Source organism: Bradyrhizobium cedriense, from assembly GCF_054602315.1.
In genome coordinates this window covers 1-16,359 of the sequence record NZ_JBTSWB010000017.1, presented here as the reverse complement: position 1 = coordinate 16,359, position 16,359 = coordinate 1, and the positions used below count along the sequence as shown (strand labels likewise).

The 16,359-nt window shown below is 60.4% G+C and carries 13 protein-coding genes and 5 pseudogenes; 10 read left to right on the top strand and 8 right to left on the bottom strand.

Annotated elements, in window-relative coordinates:
* From ACYCVF_RS36610 to tnpC, 4 genes are all read left to right on the top strand, one after another.
* A partial coding sequence (locus ACYCVF_RS36610; RefSeq protein ID WP_459607631.1) for an IS1096 element passenger TnpR family protein occupies window positions 1–176 on the top strand: 176 nt, incomplete at its 5' end.
* A 332-nt stretch (window positions 177–508) separates the two neighbouring features.
* The gene (gene tnpA / locus ACYCVF_RS36605) at window positions 509–910 is read left to right on the top strand and encodes an IS66-like element accessory protein TnpA (RefSeq protein WP_459607627.1); all 402 of its coding nucleotides are present in this window, start codon (window positions 509–511) and stop codon (window positions 908–910) included.
* Window positions 907–1,254 carry an IS66 family insertion sequence element accessory protein TnpB gene (gene tnpB, locus ACYCVF_RS36600; protein WP_459607625.1) on the top strand — a complete coding sequence of 116 codons (348 nt, stop codon included), beginning with the start codon at window positions 907–909 and terminating at the stop codon, window positions 1,252–1,254. The genes tnpA and tnpB overlap by 4 nt, the downstream gene beginning before the upstream one ends.
* A 46-nt stretch (window positions 1,255–1,300) precedes the next feature.
* Window positions 1,301–2,953 (top strand): IS66 family transposase, encoded by a 1,653-nt coding sequence (gene tnpC, locus ACYCVF_RS36595; RefSeq protein WP_459607623.1) that lies wholly within the window; start codon window positions 1,301–1,303, stop codon window positions 2,951–2,953.
* 150 nt (window positions 2,954–3,103) lie between these two features.
* Here the strand turns inward: tnpC and ACYCVF_RS36590 are convergent.
* A pseudogene (locus tag ACYCVF_RS36590) lies at window positions 3,104–3,349 on the bottom strand (IS256 family transposase); the annotation flags it as partial.
* A gap of 258 nt (window positions 3,350–3,607) precedes the next feature.
* On the opposite strand from ACYCVF_RS36590, the gene ACYCVF_RS36585 reads away from it, so the two are divergent.
* Complete coding sequence (locus tag ACYCVF_RS36585) at window positions 3,608–4,825, top strand: IS110 family RNA-guided transposase (protein ID WP_459607629.1); 1,218 nt, start codon at window positions 3,608–3,610, stop codon at window positions 4,823–4,825.
* Window positions 4,826–5,136: 311 nt separating this feature from the next.
* On the opposite strand, the pseudogene ACYCVF_RS36580 reads toward ACYCVF_RS36585, so the two are convergent.
* Window positions 5,137–6,201 (bottom strand): annotated as a pseudogene (locus ACYCVF_RS36580) (IS256 family transposase); the annotation flags it as partial.
* A gap of 127 nt (window positions 6,202–6,328) precedes the next feature.
* Between ACYCVF_RS36580 and ACYCVF_RS36575 the strand changes: the two are divergent.
* Window positions 6,329–7,287, top strand: a pseudogene (locus tag ACYCVF_RS36575) (helix-turn-helix domain-containing protein).
* A gap of 29 nt (window positions 7,288–7,316) precedes the next feature.
* Here ACYCVF_RS36575 and ACYCVF_RS36570 read toward each other — a convergent pair.
* The 5 genes and pseudogenes from ACYCVF_RS36570 to ACYCVF_RS36550 form a co-directional block, all read right to left on the bottom strand.
* A complete protein-coding gene (locus tag ACYCVF_RS36570; protein WP_459607621.1) occupies window positions 7,317–8,717 on the bottom strand; it encodes an amidase family protein in 1,401 nt (466 codons plus the stop codon).
* A gap of 225 nt (window positions 8,718–8,942) precedes the next feature.
* On the bottom strand, window positions 8,943–9,122 hold the full coding sequence (locus tag ACYCVF_RS36565) for a hypothetical protein (RefSeq protein ID WP_459607619.1): 180 nt from the start codon (window positions 9,120–9,122) through the stop codon (window positions 8,943–8,945).
* A 473-nt stretch (window positions 9,123–9,595) separates the two neighbouring features.
* Window positions 9,596–9,766 (bottom strand): annotated as a pseudogene (locus ACYCVF_RS36560) (hypothetical protein); the annotation flags it as partial.
* The gene (locus ACYCVF_RS36555) at window positions 9,720–10,016 is read right to left on the bottom strand and encodes a hypothetical protein (RefSeq protein ID WP_459607617.1); all 297 of its coding nucleotides are present in this window, start codon (window positions 10,014–10,016) and stop codon (window positions 9,720–9,722) included. The pseudogene ACYCVF_RS36560 and the gene ACYCVF_RS36555, both read right to left, overlap by 47 nt.
* Before the next feature lie 177 nt (window positions 10,017–10,193).
* Window positions 10,194–10,967: a crotonase/enoyl-CoA hydratase family protein gene (locus ACYCVF_RS36550; RefSeq protein ID WP_459607615.1), complete on the bottom strand. Its 774-nt coding sequence runs from the start codon at window positions 10,965–10,967 to the stop codon at window positions 10,194–10,196.
* A 719-nt stretch (window positions 10,968–11,686) separates the two neighbouring features.
* Here ACYCVF_RS36550 and ACYCVF_RS36545 point away from each other — a divergent pair.
* The 4 genes from ACYCVF_RS36545 to ACYCVF_RS36530 all read left to right on the top strand — a co-directional run bounded on the left by ACYCVF_RS36545 (window position 11,687) and on the right by ACYCVF_RS36530 (window position 16,088).
* Complete coding sequence (locus ACYCVF_RS36545) at window positions 11,687–11,989, top strand: hypothetical protein (protein WP_459607613.1); 303 nt, start codon at window positions 11,687–11,689, stop codon at window positions 11,987–11,989.
* 63 nt (window positions 11,990–12,052) lie between these two features.
* A complete protein-coding gene (locus ACYCVF_RS36540) occupies window positions 12,053–13,207 on the top strand; it encodes an acyl-CoA dehydrogenase family protein (RefSeq protein ID WP_459607611.1) in 1,155 nt (384 codons plus the stop codon).
* Between the two features lie 335 nt (window positions 13,208–13,542).
* Window positions 13,543–14,685, top strand: coding sequence for a CaiB/BaiF CoA transferase family protein (locus tag ACYCVF_RS36535; RefSeq protein ID WP_459607610.1), 1,143 nt, complete (start codon window positions 13,543–13,545; stop codon window positions 14,683–14,685).
* A 611-nt stretch (window positions 14,686–15,296) separates the two neighbouring features.
* Window positions 15,297–16,088 carry a class I SAM-dependent methyltransferase gene (locus tag ACYCVF_RS36530; RefSeq protein WP_459607609.1) on the top strand — a complete coding sequence of 264 codons (792 nt, stop codon included), beginning with the start codon at window positions 15,297–15,299 and terminating at the stop codon, window positions 16,086–16,088.
* Between the two features lie 122 nt (window positions 16,089–16,210).
* Here the strand turns inward: ACYCVF_RS36530 and ACYCVF_RS36525 are convergent.
* Window positions 16,211–16,359: pseudogene (locus ACYCVF_RS36525) on the bottom strand (IS5/IS1182 family transposase); the annotation flags it as partial.

Here is a 16,359-nt window from a genome sequence, read left to right as displayed (position 1 = left end):
ATGCCGAATACCTTGATGCCATCAGCGACCCCGCACATCCAGAGCACGAACATATGCGCCTCTGGGGCCCGGAGCGGTTCGATCCCAACGTCATCGACCGGAAGGCAATCGAGGCCGCCGTCAACGCTCTATCCGACAAATGGAAGCCGCGGCGTCGCGTCACCCGGTCAAAATAGGCGTCAAGCGCCAATCAAAAGGGCCGCAGAGCTACGCTTACCCTCCATATACTTCGCTGGCGCATCTAGAGTGTCTTCAACAGACTGGACGACTTCAGACGTATCGCAACCCGATACGATAATTCTGGCGCGCAACTACTTGACCTCTCTGCCTCGCCGCAGTTCTTGCATAGTGGGTTTAATGAGTCTCGACCCTGATCATCTGGAACGCAAGTTCGTCACATTATATGATGACTCGAATCTCTAAAGAGGAGGTATCTCTCCGCCAAAGGCCGTCTTGTTTGAGGGACGCGAGAGCTGCAGGTCCTAGGGGTAATCCTAGGAGAAGCGCTATGACGGTTTCGCGGGCAGAGGTTATCACATCGGTCGAGCGGCGGCGCCGGTGGTCGCAGGATGAGAAGGAACGGCTTGTTGCAGCATCGCTCGAGCCCGGAGCCAGTGTTTCCGAGGTGGCTCGCATGGCCGGCCTTCATGTGAGCCAGCTGTTCAGGTGGCGTAAAGAGCTTTGCAAGCATGGTGAAGCGAGTACAGCGCCGTTCGTGCCGGTCGAGATTGGGCCGTCTGCGCCGCCGCGGGAGGCGGCCGAAGCGCCATTGACGACGACGGCGGCGCGTCGACGGAAGAGCCAGGGCATCATCGAGATTGATCTTGGTAGCGGGCACCGCATCCGGGTCGATGGCGACGTTGATGGAGACGCGCTACGTCGCGTTCTCGATGCTCTGGTACGCCGATGATCCCGGTTCCGACGGGCGCGCGAGTGTGGCTGGCGACAGGCTACACGGACATGCGCCGAGGCTTTCCATCGTTGGCACTCCAAGTGCAGGAGGTGCTGCGCAAGGACCCGCTCAGCGGTCATCTGTTCGTGTTCCGCGGTCGCCGAAGCGACCTTGTGAAGGTGATCTGGCACGATGGCCAGGGGGCATGCCTGTTCACCAAAAGACTCGAGAGAGGAAGGTTCATCTGGCCATCGGTTGCGGGCGAAGCAGTGACGATCTCATCGGCGCAGATGAGCTATCTGTTGTCCGGAATCGATTGGCGCAACCCTCAAGAAGCGCTGCGACCAACGCGGGTCGGATAGCCGTTTTACGGTTTGAATCTGCAACGTGATCTGATTCAATGGCTTCATGATATCGAAGCCGGACGACCTTCCATCGGACCTCGTGAGTGCCCTGGCGGCGCTGCAGGTCGAGCGTGAGGCGCGGCTGCAAGCCGAGGCGGTAGCTGCCAGTGCGCGGGCGGAGCTGTCGGCCAACGAGGCGCTGATCGCGCACCTCGAGCTGCGGATCGAGAAGCTTAAGCGCGAACTGTACGGGCAGCGCTCCGAGCGCACGGCGCGGCTGATCGAGCAATTGGAATTGGAGCTCGAAGAACTCGTCACCACGGCGAGCGAGGATGAGCTTGCCGCACGTACCGCCGCGGCGAAAACCCAGGCCGTGCGCGCCTTCACACGCAAGCGGCCGGTGCGCAAACCGTGGCCGGACGACATCGAACGCGAGCGCGTCGTCATCGAGGCCCCGACGAGCTGTGCATGCTGCGGCGGATCGCGCCTGGCGAAGCTGGGCGAGGATGTGACCGAGACGCTGGAGGAGATCCCGCGCCGGTTCAAGCTGATCGAGACGGTGCGGGAAAAGTTCACCTGCCGCGATTGCGAGAAGATCAGCCAGCCGCCGGCACCGTTCCATGCCACGCCGCGCGGCTTCATCGGTCCGCAATTGCTGGCGACCATCCTGTTCGACAAGTTCGGCATGCATATCCCGCTCAACCGGCAGAGCGTGCGCTTTAAGGCTGAGATGATCGATTTGCCGCTATCGACGCTGGCCGACCAGGTCGGCCACGGGACCTTCGCCGTCATGCCGCTGTTCCAACTGATGGAGCGGCATGTGCTGTCGGCTGAGCGCCTTCATGGCGACGACACCACCATCCGCATCTTGGCCAAGGGCAAGTGCACGACCGGGCGAATCTGGACCTATGTGCGGGATGACCGGCCCTACGGTGGGCCTGCGCCGGCGGCGGCGGTCTATTACGCCTCGAGCGACCGACGCGGCCAGCATCCGCAGAAGCATCTGGCCGCCTTCACCGGCATCCTGCAAGCCGACTGCTACAATGGCTTCGAGCCGCTGTTCGACCCGCAGAAGAAGGTGTTGCCGATCACGCCGGCATTTTGCTTCGCCCATGCGCGGCGGGGCTTCTTCGAGCTGGCCGATATCGAGAAAACCGCCCGGGACGGACAGAAAGGCAAACCGGTCTCCCCGATCGCGGTGGAGGCGGTCAGGCGTCTGGACGCCCTGTTCGAAATCGAGCGCGCCATCAACGGCCGCAGTGCCGACGAGCGGTGTGCCGTGCGCCAGGAGAAAAGCAAGCCGCTGCTCGACGACATGCACGCCTGGCTGCTCCGCGAGCGAGAAACCCTATCGCGCTCCTCCGAGGTCCTGAAGCCCATGAACTACATGCTCAGGCGCTGGGCCGACTTTGCCCGCTTCCTCGATGATGGCAGGATCTGCCTCAGCAACAACGCCGCCGAAAGAGCGTTGCGCGGCATCGCCTTGGGAAGGCGCAACTGGACCTTCGCCGGCAGTCTGCGTGGCGCAGACCGCGCCGCCATCATGCTGACGATGATCACGACCTGTCGCCTGAACGACGTCGATCCCAAAGCCTGGCTCGCCGACATCCTCGCCCGTATCGCCGATCTTCCCGCATCGCGTCTGCACGAGCTGCTGCCCTGGGAATGGAAGCTCCTACGCCAAGCCGACAACCCCACCGATCAGCAAGCCGCCTGACCTTCACGCATCGCCATCATAGAACTCGCCGTACCCGCGCGCATGCGTCAATCAGGCGGTCTTCGTCGTATGCGTACAAGAGGAGAGCGCTTGTGGTGAATGCAGGTGTGCGAGGAGCTATCGCCAAATTTTGGTGACGGCCGGGGCCGGTCAGGCGGCGGCGGTTTTGGGCTGACGGTCGGTCGGCTTGGCGATGACCTCGATCCCATCGTTGAATGTCACACCGAGAACGAGTTTTGGCAACTGGTTGTGGCCATCGAGACGACGCCAATTTTTCTGGGCGCCATCGACCAGTTTGAAGACCATCGCGAGCGCGGTCTTGTTGGATAGACAGCCCTTCGATCGGATCGTGCGGTGGCGCACGGTGGCGAAGGTGCTTTCGATCGGGTTGGTAACCGGTATGAGATTTATCGGTGCCAACGTTCCGCTGCGGTATTCTAGATCGTGGCGTATGGTGCGACCATCGGGACAGAGGCACCGGGAGCACGATGTGCGGGCAGGCCGATACACACGATGAGCCGAGAGCTCGAGCTAGTAGCTGGCCGCCTCTGCGACTCGCCCGGTTGCGCCGAGAGCGCGAATCCGTAGTTGTCGTGTCGCCCGCAGCTCCCGTCATATGTCTGACAGGAGGTGCGAATGCGACGAGTGATTGGCATTGATGTCCACCGAACCTTCGGGGAGGTGGTATTTTGGGAGAGCGGCAGGCTCCGACATGCGGGCCGTATTGATATGACGCGGACTGCGCTGGAGGGATTTGGCAAGACCCTACTGGCCAGTGATGAGGTGGTGCTCGAAGCGACCGGCAACAGCATGGCGGTGTCGCGAGTGCTGGCGCCATTCGTGGCGCGGGTGATTATCGCCAATCCGTTGCAGGTGAAGGCGATCGCCCAAGCTCACGTCAAGACCGACAAGATCGATGCCGGCACGCTCGCCAGTCTGCATGCGGCGGGATACCTGCCGCAGATCTGGACGCCTGACGCGGAGACCGAACGCAAGCGCAGACTGGTGGCGCGGCGCTACCAGGTTGTGCGGCATCGCACGCGGCTCAAGAACGAGGTGCATTCGATCCTGCACGCACACCTGATCCCGAAGTGCCCACATGCCGATCTTTTCAACGCCCGCGGCCGGGCGTGGTTGGCTGCTCAACAGCTGCCGGACGATGAGCGAGCGGCCATCGATCGGCACGTCCGTGAGCTTGACCGGCTGGCAGAAGACCTGGCCCTGCTCGACCGCGAGATCGCGCAGGACGCAATCGAGGATTCCGCGGTCAACGGATTGATGACGATCACCGGCGTGAATCTGGCGGTCGCCGCCGGCATCATGGCGGCGATCGGCGATATCAGCCGGTTCAACAGCCCGCAGAAGCTGGTGAGCTATTTCGGGCTGAACCCGCGGGTGCGGCAGTCCGGGCTGGGAGCGGCCCACCACGGCCGTATCAGCAAGATCGGCCGCAGTCATGCGCGCGCCATGCTGGTCGAGGCGGCCTGGGCAGCGGCCAAGGCGCCCGGTCCACTGCATGCTTTTTTCGTGCGCATCCGCGCCCGGCGCGGCCATCAGATCGCCGCGGTGGCTGTCGCTCGGAAGCTCACTGTGCTCTGCTGGCATTTGTTGACGAAGGGCGAGGATTACCTGTGGGCGCGCCCGGCGCTGGTCGCCAACAAGACCCGCGCGATGCAACTTCAAGCCGGGCATCCGCAACAGAAAGGCAGCCGACGTGGACCAACCTATACCTACAACATCAAGGTGCTGCCCGACCGCGAGATGTCGATTGCCGCGCAGGCGGAGCAAAGCTACGAACGATTCGTGTCGCAATGGAAACCGCAACGACCGAGGGCCGGCGCGCGAGCGCCTCAGTTCGGCAAGACGAAATAGGCAGTCTGGTGACACTTGCAGCCGACACGTCACGCTTCGCCACGAGGTCGCCCGCGCCCGACAACCATAGTCGCGGCTGACGGCAAATTCCAGCCACGCCAGGAACGCAGTCCCGTTCCACGCCAGCGTGCCGTCGTGCTCGGGCCGGTCAAGGCCAAGCCTTACGGTGGCCGCAAATGCGGCCAGCCTTGACCGCCCCTGCGCGCGGCGGCTGCGAGATAGGTGGCCGGGACGGAAGAATGGCCCGCAGCGCGGCCGAACAAAAGAATGGACCTACGGCGATCTCCGCAATCGTCGCCTCGGCCATGAAGAAATCGCTTGTCCATCTCATCCGTCGTGCGCAGGTGTTTCCAATGCTCGGCCGGGAAGTCGTAGAAAGCCAGCAGCGTGTCTCGATCCTTGCGCAGACAGTCAGCCGCCTTCTCGTATTTCAGCGTGTAGCTCTTGATGAAGGCGTCGAACGCCTGCTCGGCTGTGGCCTTGGTTTCAGCCATCCAGATCTCCTGCAACGCGCGTTTGGCTTTCGGGTGCTGGCTCTTCGGCAGCTTGGCAAGTACGTTGGCGGTCTTGTGCACCCAGCAGCACTGCTCGCGCGTCTTCGGCCAGACCTCACCGGCAGCCTTCCAGAACCCGAGTGCGCCATCGGCGATGACGAGCTGCGGGGCCACGTTGAGCCCGCGCCGCTTCATATCGAGCAGCAGATCGCGCCAATCGTGCGCGCTCTCGCGGGCGCCATCGGTGAAGCCGACCAGTTCCTTGCGGCCTTCCGGCGTCGCGCCGATCAGCACCAGGATGCACTGCTTTTCGTCTTCGAGGCGGGCTTCGAGATGGATACCATCAGCCCAGATGTAGACGTAGCGCCTGGCCGACAGATCACGCTTCTGCCACGCGGCGTACTCGTCGAGCCAACCGTCCTTCAGTCGGCCGATGGCGGAGGCCGACAACCCGGCAGCATCCTTGCCAAGCAGCGCCGCCAGCGCCTCGGAGAAGTCGCCAGTCGAAATCCCCTTCAGATAAAGGATCGGCAGCAGCGTCTCGATCGACTTCGAGCGGCGCATGTAGGGTGGCAGGATCGACGGCGAGAACCGGATACGGCCAGGATCGGCAGCGGCGGCCTCGCGATCGCGTACACGCGGCTGGCGGACGGCGACCGGACCGATACCGGTCATCACCTCGCGTTCCGGCAGGTGACCGTGGCGGACGACGCGCTGGTGGCCGTCCTGGGTCTTCAACTCGGCATGCTGGCCGAGAAAGTCTGCGACCTCGGCCTCGACCGCCTTGGCGAGAAGGGCACGTGCCCCGTTGCGCAAGACTTCTGTGAGTTGATCGTCGAAGATTCCTGGCTGAATCAGATGGATGACGTTATCTTTGGACACGGCATATCGCTCCTTTGGTGGAGAAGTGGAGGCGTCAAGCACCCCCACGATATGCCGCCTTCCCGATTCCCGCCGTCACCAACTTCCGGCGATAGCTCGTGTGCGAGGCCGGCCGATCGTGCCGTTAATGCCTCCGCAGGAACGAGCGTATTTGGGGAGGCAAGTTCGTCGTCATCGTGTTGCCAGGTCGCTATCTGAGCGGTTCCGCGCGATCCTGCGGTGCTGCCAAGCCAGTCAGTGGCTGCCGAACTCGGCATTCATGGACACCCAGTTGGCAAGTGGCGCCGCCGAGTTTTGAAGGATTGCTGTGGTGGCCTTCTTGACGAGGCCCGGTCTGGCCGGCCTCGCAGCATCAGCGACGATCAAGTTGCCGCCGTGATTGGGCGAACGCTGCATACGACGCCAGCTGACGCGACGCATTGGTCGATCCGCTCGATGGCTACTGCGCGCGCGGAGTTCGGTTTGCAGCTGTACCGTAGCCAGACATTCAAGTCGTCGAGCGATTCCCTATTCGTCGAGAAGGTGCGCGACATCGTCGGGCCTTTACCTATCGCGATCGAACCGGTCTGATTCTCAGCATCGATGAGAAAAGCCAAATCCGGCAGTCGATCGCGAGCAGCTGTCTTACTGATGATGCCTGGCGTACCGGGACGGTGTGGGCTTCGTCATCGGCAAATGCTGCAAACGCCACAGGGCAGCCGAGTTCTTGAGGTTGTTAAATGAGATCGATGTTCAAGTCCCTGAGGGCCTCGATGGCCATATCGTAATGGATAACGACGCCACTCATAATACACCCAAGATCAAAGCCTGACTCGCCCGCTGGCCTCGCTATCATGTGCATTTTACGCGGACTTCCGCATCATGGATCAATCAGGTCGAGCGCTGGTTTGCTGAACTGACCTGAAAGCAGATCCAGCGAGGTATCCGCACCTCCGTCAGGCAGCTTGAGGCCGACATCCGTACTTTCATCGACCTGCACAACAAAAATCCAAAGCCATTCAATGAACCAAGTCCGCAGACCAGATTTTGGCTTCCGCCAAACGCTTCTGCCACAATGCCCAGCAGACTTTATGTGGCGAACTTTAGATTCACGTGACTAGTTCTCTCCTAAAATCTCAGTTTACCGGGTCGATCGGCGATGGTGGCGCCGCACCCGCCTCAATTGCCTCGCCCGCCAGCAAGCAGAGGTCTTCGCGGTAACGCTCCGATATGATCTGCACGCCTGTGGGAGTGCGGCCGACGAGGCCTGTCGGGACGCTGAGCGCAGGTAGGCCCATGAAGGGAATGGCGATCTGCGTCAATTGTGCCCGCCAGACCCTTTCGAAAGCGGCCTCGCCCTTCAGGTCGAGATTGTCCGCAAACGGCAGTTCGGCCGAAACCGGAACCAGCAGCACGGCGTATTTTTCGAAGAACTGCAGCCACTCGCGGGTCAATGTGGCGCGCCGGCTCAGTGCTGTTAAGTAGGTCGTCGCATCGAATGGAAAGACTTTCGTCCGGATGCCGCGCAAACAGGCGAGCGCGCCGGGATCGCCCTCGCGCTCGGCGTCGGCCAGTTGCGCCTCATAGCCATTTCCGAGCCACAGCTTGGTCTGCCAATCCGCCGGTTCTCGCATCGGCGGCGTGTTCTCGATCGTCTCCACCGTCCAACCGGCGCGTTCCAGCCGCGTTCCGGCGTCGCTGATGGCGGCTTTCACTTCGGCCGCTGTCTCGAGGCCGTCCGGATTGAGACACAGCGCCGCACGCTTTGGCATCGGCGAACCTTCCAGCGGGGCCGGAACCCACCAGGGGTCGCGCACGTCCCTCGCAGCCATTGCGGCAAGCGCGATCCGCAGGTCGTGAATAGTGCGCGCAAGCGGACCGGAAACCGCGGTGATCTGCCCCCCGATGCTCCATTCCGGCCCCGAGGCATTGAAGGCGGCAATCCGTCCTGTGGTCGGCCGCAAGCCATGCACGCCACAGGCGTAGGCAGGGTAGCGGATTGATCCCGCGATGTCGGTACCGTGCGCGATGTGCCCAATGCCGGCCGCGACCGCTGAGCTCGCGCCACCCGAGGAGCCGCCCGGCGTCAGCGACGGATCGCGCGGATTCTTAGTGTCGCCATGGAGCAGGTTGGTGGTGAACCAACGGGTACAAAACGCAGGACAATTGGTGCGACCCAGAATGACTGCGCCAGCCTTGCGCAGATTGTCGACCACCGGGTTATTGCTCCTGGCGATCACGTTCGCTCGCAGCTTCACGCCGCTAGTGGTCGCAAACCCCTCCTGGTCGATACAGTCCTTGACCGTGACCGGCACGCCGACCAGCGCGCCGGTCTGGTCTCCACGCGCAATTGCCCTATCGACCTCTGCGGCCTCTTTCAACACCTCCTCGGGCCGGTGATCGATGACCGCGTTGATCTTCGGATTGACTGCCTCCAATCGCCCCAGCGCGGCCGTGGCCGCCTCTTTGGCCGAGACTTGCTTCGATTTGATCAAGACGGCCAGTTCGCCGGCCGATAGGCGCCAGAGATCTTGCATTGGGTTGCTCCGCTGGAGAAAGGCGCGATGATGAGTCGGTTAGAAGAGGATGGTATCGCCGTAGACGCTTTGCGCTCTTCCGGGAAGGGATTTCGCCATTCTTTCCGCTGCCGGCATGCCTTGTGGTCAGCGTGAGCGCGAGGACGCCGACATGCTCGGTCATCAGGTCGTACCAGGCGCCCAAGACCGCGCGGGCTCTTTGGTCGCTCTGGCGCGCCACGTCGCTCACACCCCGTTGGCCGCCGATATCGAGCGGCGTGTCTCCAGTGCGCCCGTGTGCGGACACTCGGGACGCATTCGCCCGTTACTGGGATCGCCGTCGAACGTCGATTCGTCTTCCGCGGCTTGCCATCCTCCGGCAACGCACGCCTTTGTCTGCAGCAGTGACTGGTCAGTCAGGTTCATGTCGTCTCCGGTATCCGATTGCTAGAGGCGTCGTGTCAGGCAGCTTAGCCTCGGCTCCCGTTGCACTTCGTCGAGAATGCCGAGCGCTGCGTCGAAGACGGCTTCCTCGATCGTGAGTGACGCCGGCCAAAATCAACGTCTTCCGCTCTCCATCGGCAGGCAGGAGTCGATCGGTATGAAGGGGGTAAGCGGCACGGTCGGCTATTGAGGACGGGAGGGCGATCGCAGAATCGCTTGGGAGGTCGAGACACAAAGGCTCCTGATCCAATTGCCGCGCGTTCCACCCCATTATCGCACTGCAAGATGTAGGCCAATGCAAGCAATGCGAATTGCCCTCCGTGTTTTTCCGCGCGATGTCACGTTCGCAACAGGTTGGCGGATTTTAGAACAACGCGCGTTTGCTTCGGGACAGGTGAGCGCGTGTCGCAAGCTCCGGCTATTTCCGGGCAGCACATGGGCTGAGTGGTCGGCGATTAGCTCGGTTTTTGCTCCGATCTCATCGCAACTGTGCAGCGGACTGTTTTGTCGGAATTGTTAGCTGTTGCACCAGATGACGCAACGAGGCAGACAGAGGCCAGATAGTTTCGGGCCTGCTTGTCATAGCGGGTTGCAATGCGCCTGAAGTCCTTCAGTCTGTTGAAGGCGCATTCGATGCGCCAGCGCAGCTCGTAGACGTTTGTTGAAGCTGAACGGCCGCTTTCTGTTGTTGCGGTTTGGGATGACTGGCTTGGCGCCTGTTGGCGAGATCGTGCAACCGGCGACGCAGAGCCGCGCCCAGAGTGGGCTGCAGCGATAGCGGATCATCTTCCAATCAGCGCCTACGATCGAGCACGCCCGCCGTTCGGATAGGCTCATGATGGCCTGCAGATGCGCGACCACAGCGCGCTTGGCCATGGGCCCTACTATTTCCTTAAAGGAGCTTGCGAAGTGGTCACATCAATGCATCTGCTCGGAAAGAAGCTTCTTCACGTTCGGTTTGTACTCTTCAAAGGCTCTCGGCCGCTTCGCCTTGGCTAAATCGCTGAACGATAGATGCCGGCGGTAGCCGTCCCGTCCTGCGGACATTCGACATCACCGTCCCTTCCACACGGGCTTGCGCTTATCGGCAAAGGCTTTCAGGCCCTCGAGTCTGTCCTCCGAGCCTTGTACCTTCTGGGCTATAGGCATCTGCTTCAACCAGCCTTCCTCATCCTGCCAGTTGAGTGACTGGAACATGATCTCCTTGGCAGCCGTCAAGGCCAGCGGCCCGTTCACAAGCAGCGATCGGGCCAGCTTGATCGCTTCCTCGAGCGCCTTCCCTGGCTCCGCGAGGCGGTTGACGACACCGTAGCGTTCGAAATAGGGCGCTTCCTTCAAAGCACCAGTCAGCGCGAGCTCCATCGCCAGATGATACGGGAGGCGACGCGGCAGCCGGAAAAGGCCGCCCCCGGTGGCCAGGACTCCGTGCCGCACCTCGGGCAGACCCAATTTGGCATCGCGCGCGGCCACGATCAGGTCGCACGCAAGGCAGGTTTCGAGGCCGCCGCCGACAGCGTAGCCTTCGACCGCTGCGATCAACGGCTTGCGCGGGGGGCGCTCCAGGAGGCCGAAGCCGCCACGGGCGAGCTGCGGGGGCTTGCCGCCCTGGGCCGACTCTTTGAGATCCGCGCCCGCCGAGAAATCGCCGCCGGCACCGGTGATTATGCCGACCAATAACTCCTCCTCCTGATCGAGAAGGTCCATCGCCACCTCAAGCGCCATGCTAGACTCGAAGTCTACCGCGTTCTTGACCTTGGGTCGGTTGATCGTGATTATCAGTATGGGGCCGCGGCATTCGGTCAGGATCCGCTGGGATGCTTCGTCCATTAGTATCTCCTGCAGCCCGAAGGTAAAGCCGCCGTTGACGCCTTGGGTCTGGCCATCACTTTACTCTCCATTTGAGCTTCATGATACCGTCCAAAGTCGTCTGAAACTTGCCCTCTAGGCGGCCGACCCGAATACGCCCAACTTTCTCTGCACCGGCATACGTCACCAGTCGGTTTTGTTGGATTTCGATCCACGAGTAGACGATCATTGACTGGATTGCTTCCTTCTTCCTCTGCGGTCCTTCAAACAAGACGCGCTTGGGGCGTTCAACCACGATGTCGTGCAGCGCCGACCAATACCAGCCGTCTTCGCGGCAACGTCGAACCGGGCTTCATTTAGCAACTGCTGTATTGCTTTGAATCCCGCGCCTTCTGCGCCGATGTGACCTACGTCGTCGAACCTGCAGCTTTTAGAGGTCAACTGGTGCGTGGCGTACCCGCTGAGCATCGTCTCCGGACCACGTGCAATAAGGCCCGAGTTGTCTCTCTCAACGGCGAACATCGAAAGATCTCGGCAACATAGGATGATAATCCGACAAAAGTCACGGGCGGACATATCGCGAGGTCCGTGTCGAGCCAACTACCGGAAATGGGGGGCGCGCCGTCATGAAGTACGATGGCCTGTTGGTGTTACCCGTCGTATAATTAAGCTCAGTTAGATAGCGCGTCATGGTGCAAGAGCGGCGAATTGCGCGACCACACTGGAAGTGAAGGGACATCATGAGCAAGCCGATCCGTCCAGGAAGCAAGGGCGCTCTCGCCACCAGAGGCGGCCAGATGGAACCTCACATCGCGCTGGCTTCTTCCGCTCATGAGGCTGCGTCTGTCATTGTGACCGATTGCTTTTTCGATCGTAGCGAAGAGGCCGCAAGAGGCATCCGCGAGGGCAGAGGCACGGCGATACTGAAACAGGCCGATGTCACTGATCTCACATCAGCCGAGGCGACCGTAAGCAAGGCCGCTGAGGCTAATCGTAGCGCTACATGGCGCCAGCACGGCGTTCAGCCACTACGCGACGTGTAGAAGAAACGCTTTTGCGCAGCCGTCTCATCGCCTGGCATTGAATAAGGGAAAACGAGAAACGACATGTACAAGTTCGAGGAAGAAACACAGAGGCTCGTCGATCTGGTTCGGAGGATCGTCAAGGACCATCAGGCGCCACTCGAGACACGAAGGCTTAGAGGCGAGAAGCTCAGCTGGGCTGACTTTCAGCCCGGACGTGAGGCGGCTCGTAAGGCCGGCTTGTGGGGGCTCAGCTTGTCCTCCGAAGTTGGCGGCGCGAACCTTTCTCTGGTCAATCGACTCGCCGTTTTCGAAGAGAGCCGCAAGTGCCTGTCGCCGATCCGCTTCGGCGGCGAGGTCATGCCCGACTTGATCCATCTGCAGGGCGAGCAGAAGGCCCGTTACCTCGATCCCTTCTTGTCTGACGCTAAGCGATGGGCCTTTGCGCTAACCGAGCCCGCGGGCGGGTCCGATCCGGCCCGCACCGTTTCGACCAATGCGGAACGGGACGGCAATAGCTGGGTGATCAACGGCGTGAAGATCTGGATCAGCGACCACGAAAACGGAATTCCGACGCAGACCTTCGATGCCGATGTTGTGTTCGTGTTCGCCCGAACCGCTATGGAAAAAGGAGCTCGCAATCTTTCAATGTTCGCCGTTGAGAGGGACAACCCAGGCCTTACGACACGTGGTCCGGTGATGATGCTCAGTGGGTACGCGACGCACCAGCTGACCTTTAAAAATTGCAAGGTCGACGGCGTTGCTCATATCGGCGCGGAAGGCGCAGGATTCAAGGCCGCACAACGGCTGCTAAACGCGGGGCGGTTCGACATCGCAGCGACGGCGGTTGGTATCGCTCAGCGCAGCTACGACATGATGGTTGAACACGCCAAGCAGCGCACCTTGTTCGAAGGGCCACTCAGCGAGAAGCAAGCGATCCAGTCGATGATCATCGATTCGTGGATCGAAATCCAACAAAACCGACTGATGATGTACGCCGGCGCGGAAAAATATGATCGCGGCGAGGATACGCGCGTCGAAGCAGCCATGATCAAGATGACATGCACCGAAATGTGCTGCCGCGTCATCGACCGCGCAATACAGATCCACGGAGCCGCCGGCTGTACATACGAGAGTCCGCTTGCGCATTGGTACGGGTATCAGCGCATGTCACGCATCTTTGAAGGCCCGTCTGAAGTTTTCAAATACCGCGTGCTCGCCCGCCATCTATTGGCATGAATGCTAGCTCAAAAGGACTCCAAAACAATCAACAGCGGCGTAAGATTGAGCAAACGACCAGGGCAGTACCGCGACACTGGAAGACCGGGCGTTCCGTCAGCCAGCGGCGGCCGCCCACCACCATCGCCGAGTCGAATCGGAGCGCTGATCTGACCGTGCGCTGCGGGCACGCGGCTTAGATGCAGGCGACACCTTCGTCGTTCGCACATATTCGTATCAGATTGTTGGTCATTGCCTCGACGCTCGCGAGGCTCGGTTGCTCAGTTCTAGACGTGAACTCAAGGCTGACGACAACCGAAATGTGCTTTGCCGCGGGACCCAGAAAGGATTGATAGATGGGTGTTTTGGACGGAATGAAGGTCGTCGAAATCGCTGGTATGGGGTCGGGCCCGTTCTGTGGTATGTTGCTGGCCGACCTCGGCGCCGACGTAATTACAATCGAACGTCCAGTCGCTGATGCGGGCCGTCCCAGAAATTGGCAGATATTCAACCGCGGCAAGCGCTCAATCATTTTGGACCTCAAGAAGCCGGAGGCAGTCGATATCGTGTTGCAGCTTGTCAAGCGCGCCGACGCGCTGATCGAGGGCATGCGGCCGGGCAAAATGGAGCGACTTGGACTCGGCCCGAACGTTTGTCTCGCACTCCGCCCATCTCTGGTCTATGGTCGCGTGACGGGGTGGGGTCAGTATGGCCCCCTGTCAGAGGCTGCCGGACATGGCCGCAACTACATTGCTCTTTCAGGCGCGCTATGGTTTTCCAGCCCGGCTGGCGAGGCGCCGGAGGTGCCCGCGACACTGCTTGGCCTCGGCGGCGGTGCGCTGTACCTCGCTCTTGGAATCCTTGCTGGCGTTCTGCGCGCACGCAAGGATGGACGCGGCCAGGTAGTGGATGCCGCGATGGTCGACGGCTCCGCGCACTTGCTCAATCTATTGCTCTCGACAGTCGCAGGTTCCGGGTTGAACTTCGAGCGCGGCAATCCGGCCACCGACAACAGGCACTGGGCGCGCTCCTATCGCTGCTCAGACGGCGGCTGGATCAATGTCGTCGCGGACGAGCCGCAGTTCTACGCCGAATTCATCAAGCGTCTCGGCCTAAATCATGATCGGCGCTTCGTGGAGGGGCAGGGTGATCCTAAGATGTGGCCGAATCTCTTGAGCGAGCTCATGGCACTCTTCGCGACGAAAACGCGCGCTCAATGGTGCGAATTGTTGGAAGGTACTGACGCTTGCTTTGCGCCTGTGTTAGTTCCACCAGAGTCAGCTGTTCATCCCCACATCGCCGCACGCAGCGTCTATGTAACGATCGATGGGGTGTTACAGGCTGCGCCGGCACCCCGATTCTCAGCCACACCATCGGCTGAGCCGGCTCGCGTGCCGGTGTGCGGAGCACATACGCAGGACGTCCTCTCCGAAATCCAACTCGCTCCAGAACAACTGGATCGACTCACGAAGTCAGGTGCCTTGGGGTTGGCTGGCTAGAGCATCCGCCGACGATGTTAAAAGAGCGAAGATCTGGGATGAGACCAGTAGCTGTTATACCCGCCACCCACACGCAAAAACCAACTCCCAGCAATTGCAAGATTAACCGGAATCCATCTCGATCGACCCACCTATCTGGCGAGAGGCAAAAATGTGCCCCGCGGTCAACTACCAACGTCAGTAATTTATCTGGATGAGAAGGATGCTAACTGGTGCTTTATCATCGTCGCACTGATCATTGCCCCTCGCGAGGAGTTTTCGGCATGCAACATCAACGACAATATGTTTTCGCCAAACACCCTGATCGCTGCGTTGACTCTTCTTTTACAGAAATCCTTGGCTCTCAGGTCTTATGCGAACCGGACCTGCCCTCATGAAGAGCGCATTATGGGGTCTCTTAGTCGATCGCCGGCGCGTGAATTCGAGGTTTGATGGGCGTCGAGCCTGTCGATTGCCTTCTCTTCCGGTTACCGCGATCTCAACGAGAGGCTTGAGCCAAACAGCAAGTGTAGCATGAATCACCATGATCGCAGTCGCGTCCAAGCCTTCTATACGTTTCTTCCCTTTGAACAGTCGGCGGCTAGGCTGACACGCGATCTACGGAGGTAGGTATGATGGTAGCTAGTGAACTGTTTCGTGGAGCGGCGCGCTACTACGCGCGACACGCGGTACCCTATCCAGAGGATTTCTTCCGGTCATTGGTCCGGGTTTGTAACCTCTCGAACAGTAGTCGAGCACTCGATCTCGGTGCCGGCACGGGACAGATCGGTATTCCCCTGGCACTTTCAGTTGCGAACGTGCTTTCCGTCGATCCAAGCGACGAAATGATCGAGGAGGGAAGGCTAAGGGCCGAAGCGTTCGGAATTAAGAACATAGAGTTTTTGGGATCTAGATCTGAAGACCTCAACGAACCAACGGCGTCGTTTGATGTTGCAACAATTGCGGGCTCCTTCCAGTATATGGACCGAGAGACGGTCTTGGCAAAGCTAGGCCAAATGCTCAAGCCTGATGGTTGCGTTGCGATCATCACCCGGACGCTGGATCGCGCGGAACCTGGAGAATGGTATGATGCGCTGTTGAGCGACATCAAGGAGTTCTGGGGAGGTTGGTTTCCGACAGGTCCCCGTGCCTTTGGGCCGGTACACACGCTACCCACTCGAGAGGTCCTTCGTGCTTCTGATTTCAGTGAAATTACAAAGCTTCGTCACTATTATGCGCATCACTGGAATGTTGATGACCTTCTTGGCTACCTCTACTCAACGTCCCTGGCTGCTCCAGGCACTCTCGGACCTCGTCGTGAAGAGTTTACGAAGCGTATTCGCCGATTGTTGCTGTCGCATTCGCCATCCGGTTTCTTTGTGGAACGAGGTCATATCACGACCTTGCTCGGGTATAGACCCTAGTACCTCGAATAGAGCTTTGACTGGTTGAAGAGGTGCGGTCCAGGATGTGGGTGGACCCACCACAGAGCAACCAAAAGCATAAGCACTCACACACACATAGTCGAGCGTGAAGAACCCCAATTTTAGGCTGGATTGGCGATCGGTTCGGTGAAGAGCGCGGCCAGGATTTGGCACAGCAAAAGCCTGAGCCATCGGATGAGACGGCGGAAGTTGTAGCCAGCGGCGGCGAGGACGGCGTTGTTGGCGTCGCCGTGCTTGAACCAGAGATAGT

Coding starts and splice junctions, on each gene's coding strand:
- ACYCVF_RS36535 (WP_459607610.1), top strand. CDS start 13,543: ATGGGTGTTTTGGACGGAATGAAGGTCGTCGAAATCGCTGGTATGGGG.
- ACYCVF_RS36570 (WP_459607621.1), bottom strand. CDS start 8,717: ATGCAAGATCTCTGGCGCCTATCGGCCGGCGAACTGGCCGTCTTGATC.
- ACYCVF_RS36565 (WP_459607619.1), bottom strand. CDS start 9,122: ATGAACCTGACTGACCAGTCACTGCTGCAGACAAAGGCGTGCGTTGCC.
- ACYCVF_RS36555 (WP_459607617.1), bottom strand. CDS start 10,016: ATGGCCAAGCGCGCTGTGGTCGCGCATCTGCAGGCCATCATGAGCCTA.
- ACYCVF_RS36545 (WP_459607613.1), top strand. CDS start 11,687: ATGAGCAAGCCGATCCGTCCAGGAAGCAAGGGCGCTCTCGCCACCAGA.
- tnpB (WP_459607625.1), top strand. CDS start 907: ATGATCCCGGTTCCGACGGGCGCGCGAGTGTGGCTGGCGACAGGCTAC.
- tnpC (WP_459607623.1), top strand. CDS start 1,301: ATGATATCGAAGCCGGACGACCTTCCATCGGACCTCGTGAGTGCCCTG.
- tnpA (WP_459607627.1), top strand. CDS start 509: ATGACGGTTTCGCGGGCAGAGGTTATCACATCGGTCGAGCGGCGGCGC.
- ACYCVF_RS36530 (WP_459607609.1), top strand. CDS start 15,297: ATGATGGTAGCTAGTGAACTGTTTCGTGGAGCGGCGCGCTACTACGCG.
- ACYCVF_RS36540 (WP_459607611.1), top strand. CDS start 12,053: ATGTACAAGTTCGAGGAAGAAACACAGAGGCTCGTCGATCTGGTTCGG.
- ACYCVF_RS36550 (WP_459607615.1), bottom strand. CDS start 10,967: ATGGACGAAGCATCCCAGCGGATCCTGACCGAATGCCGCGGCCCCATA.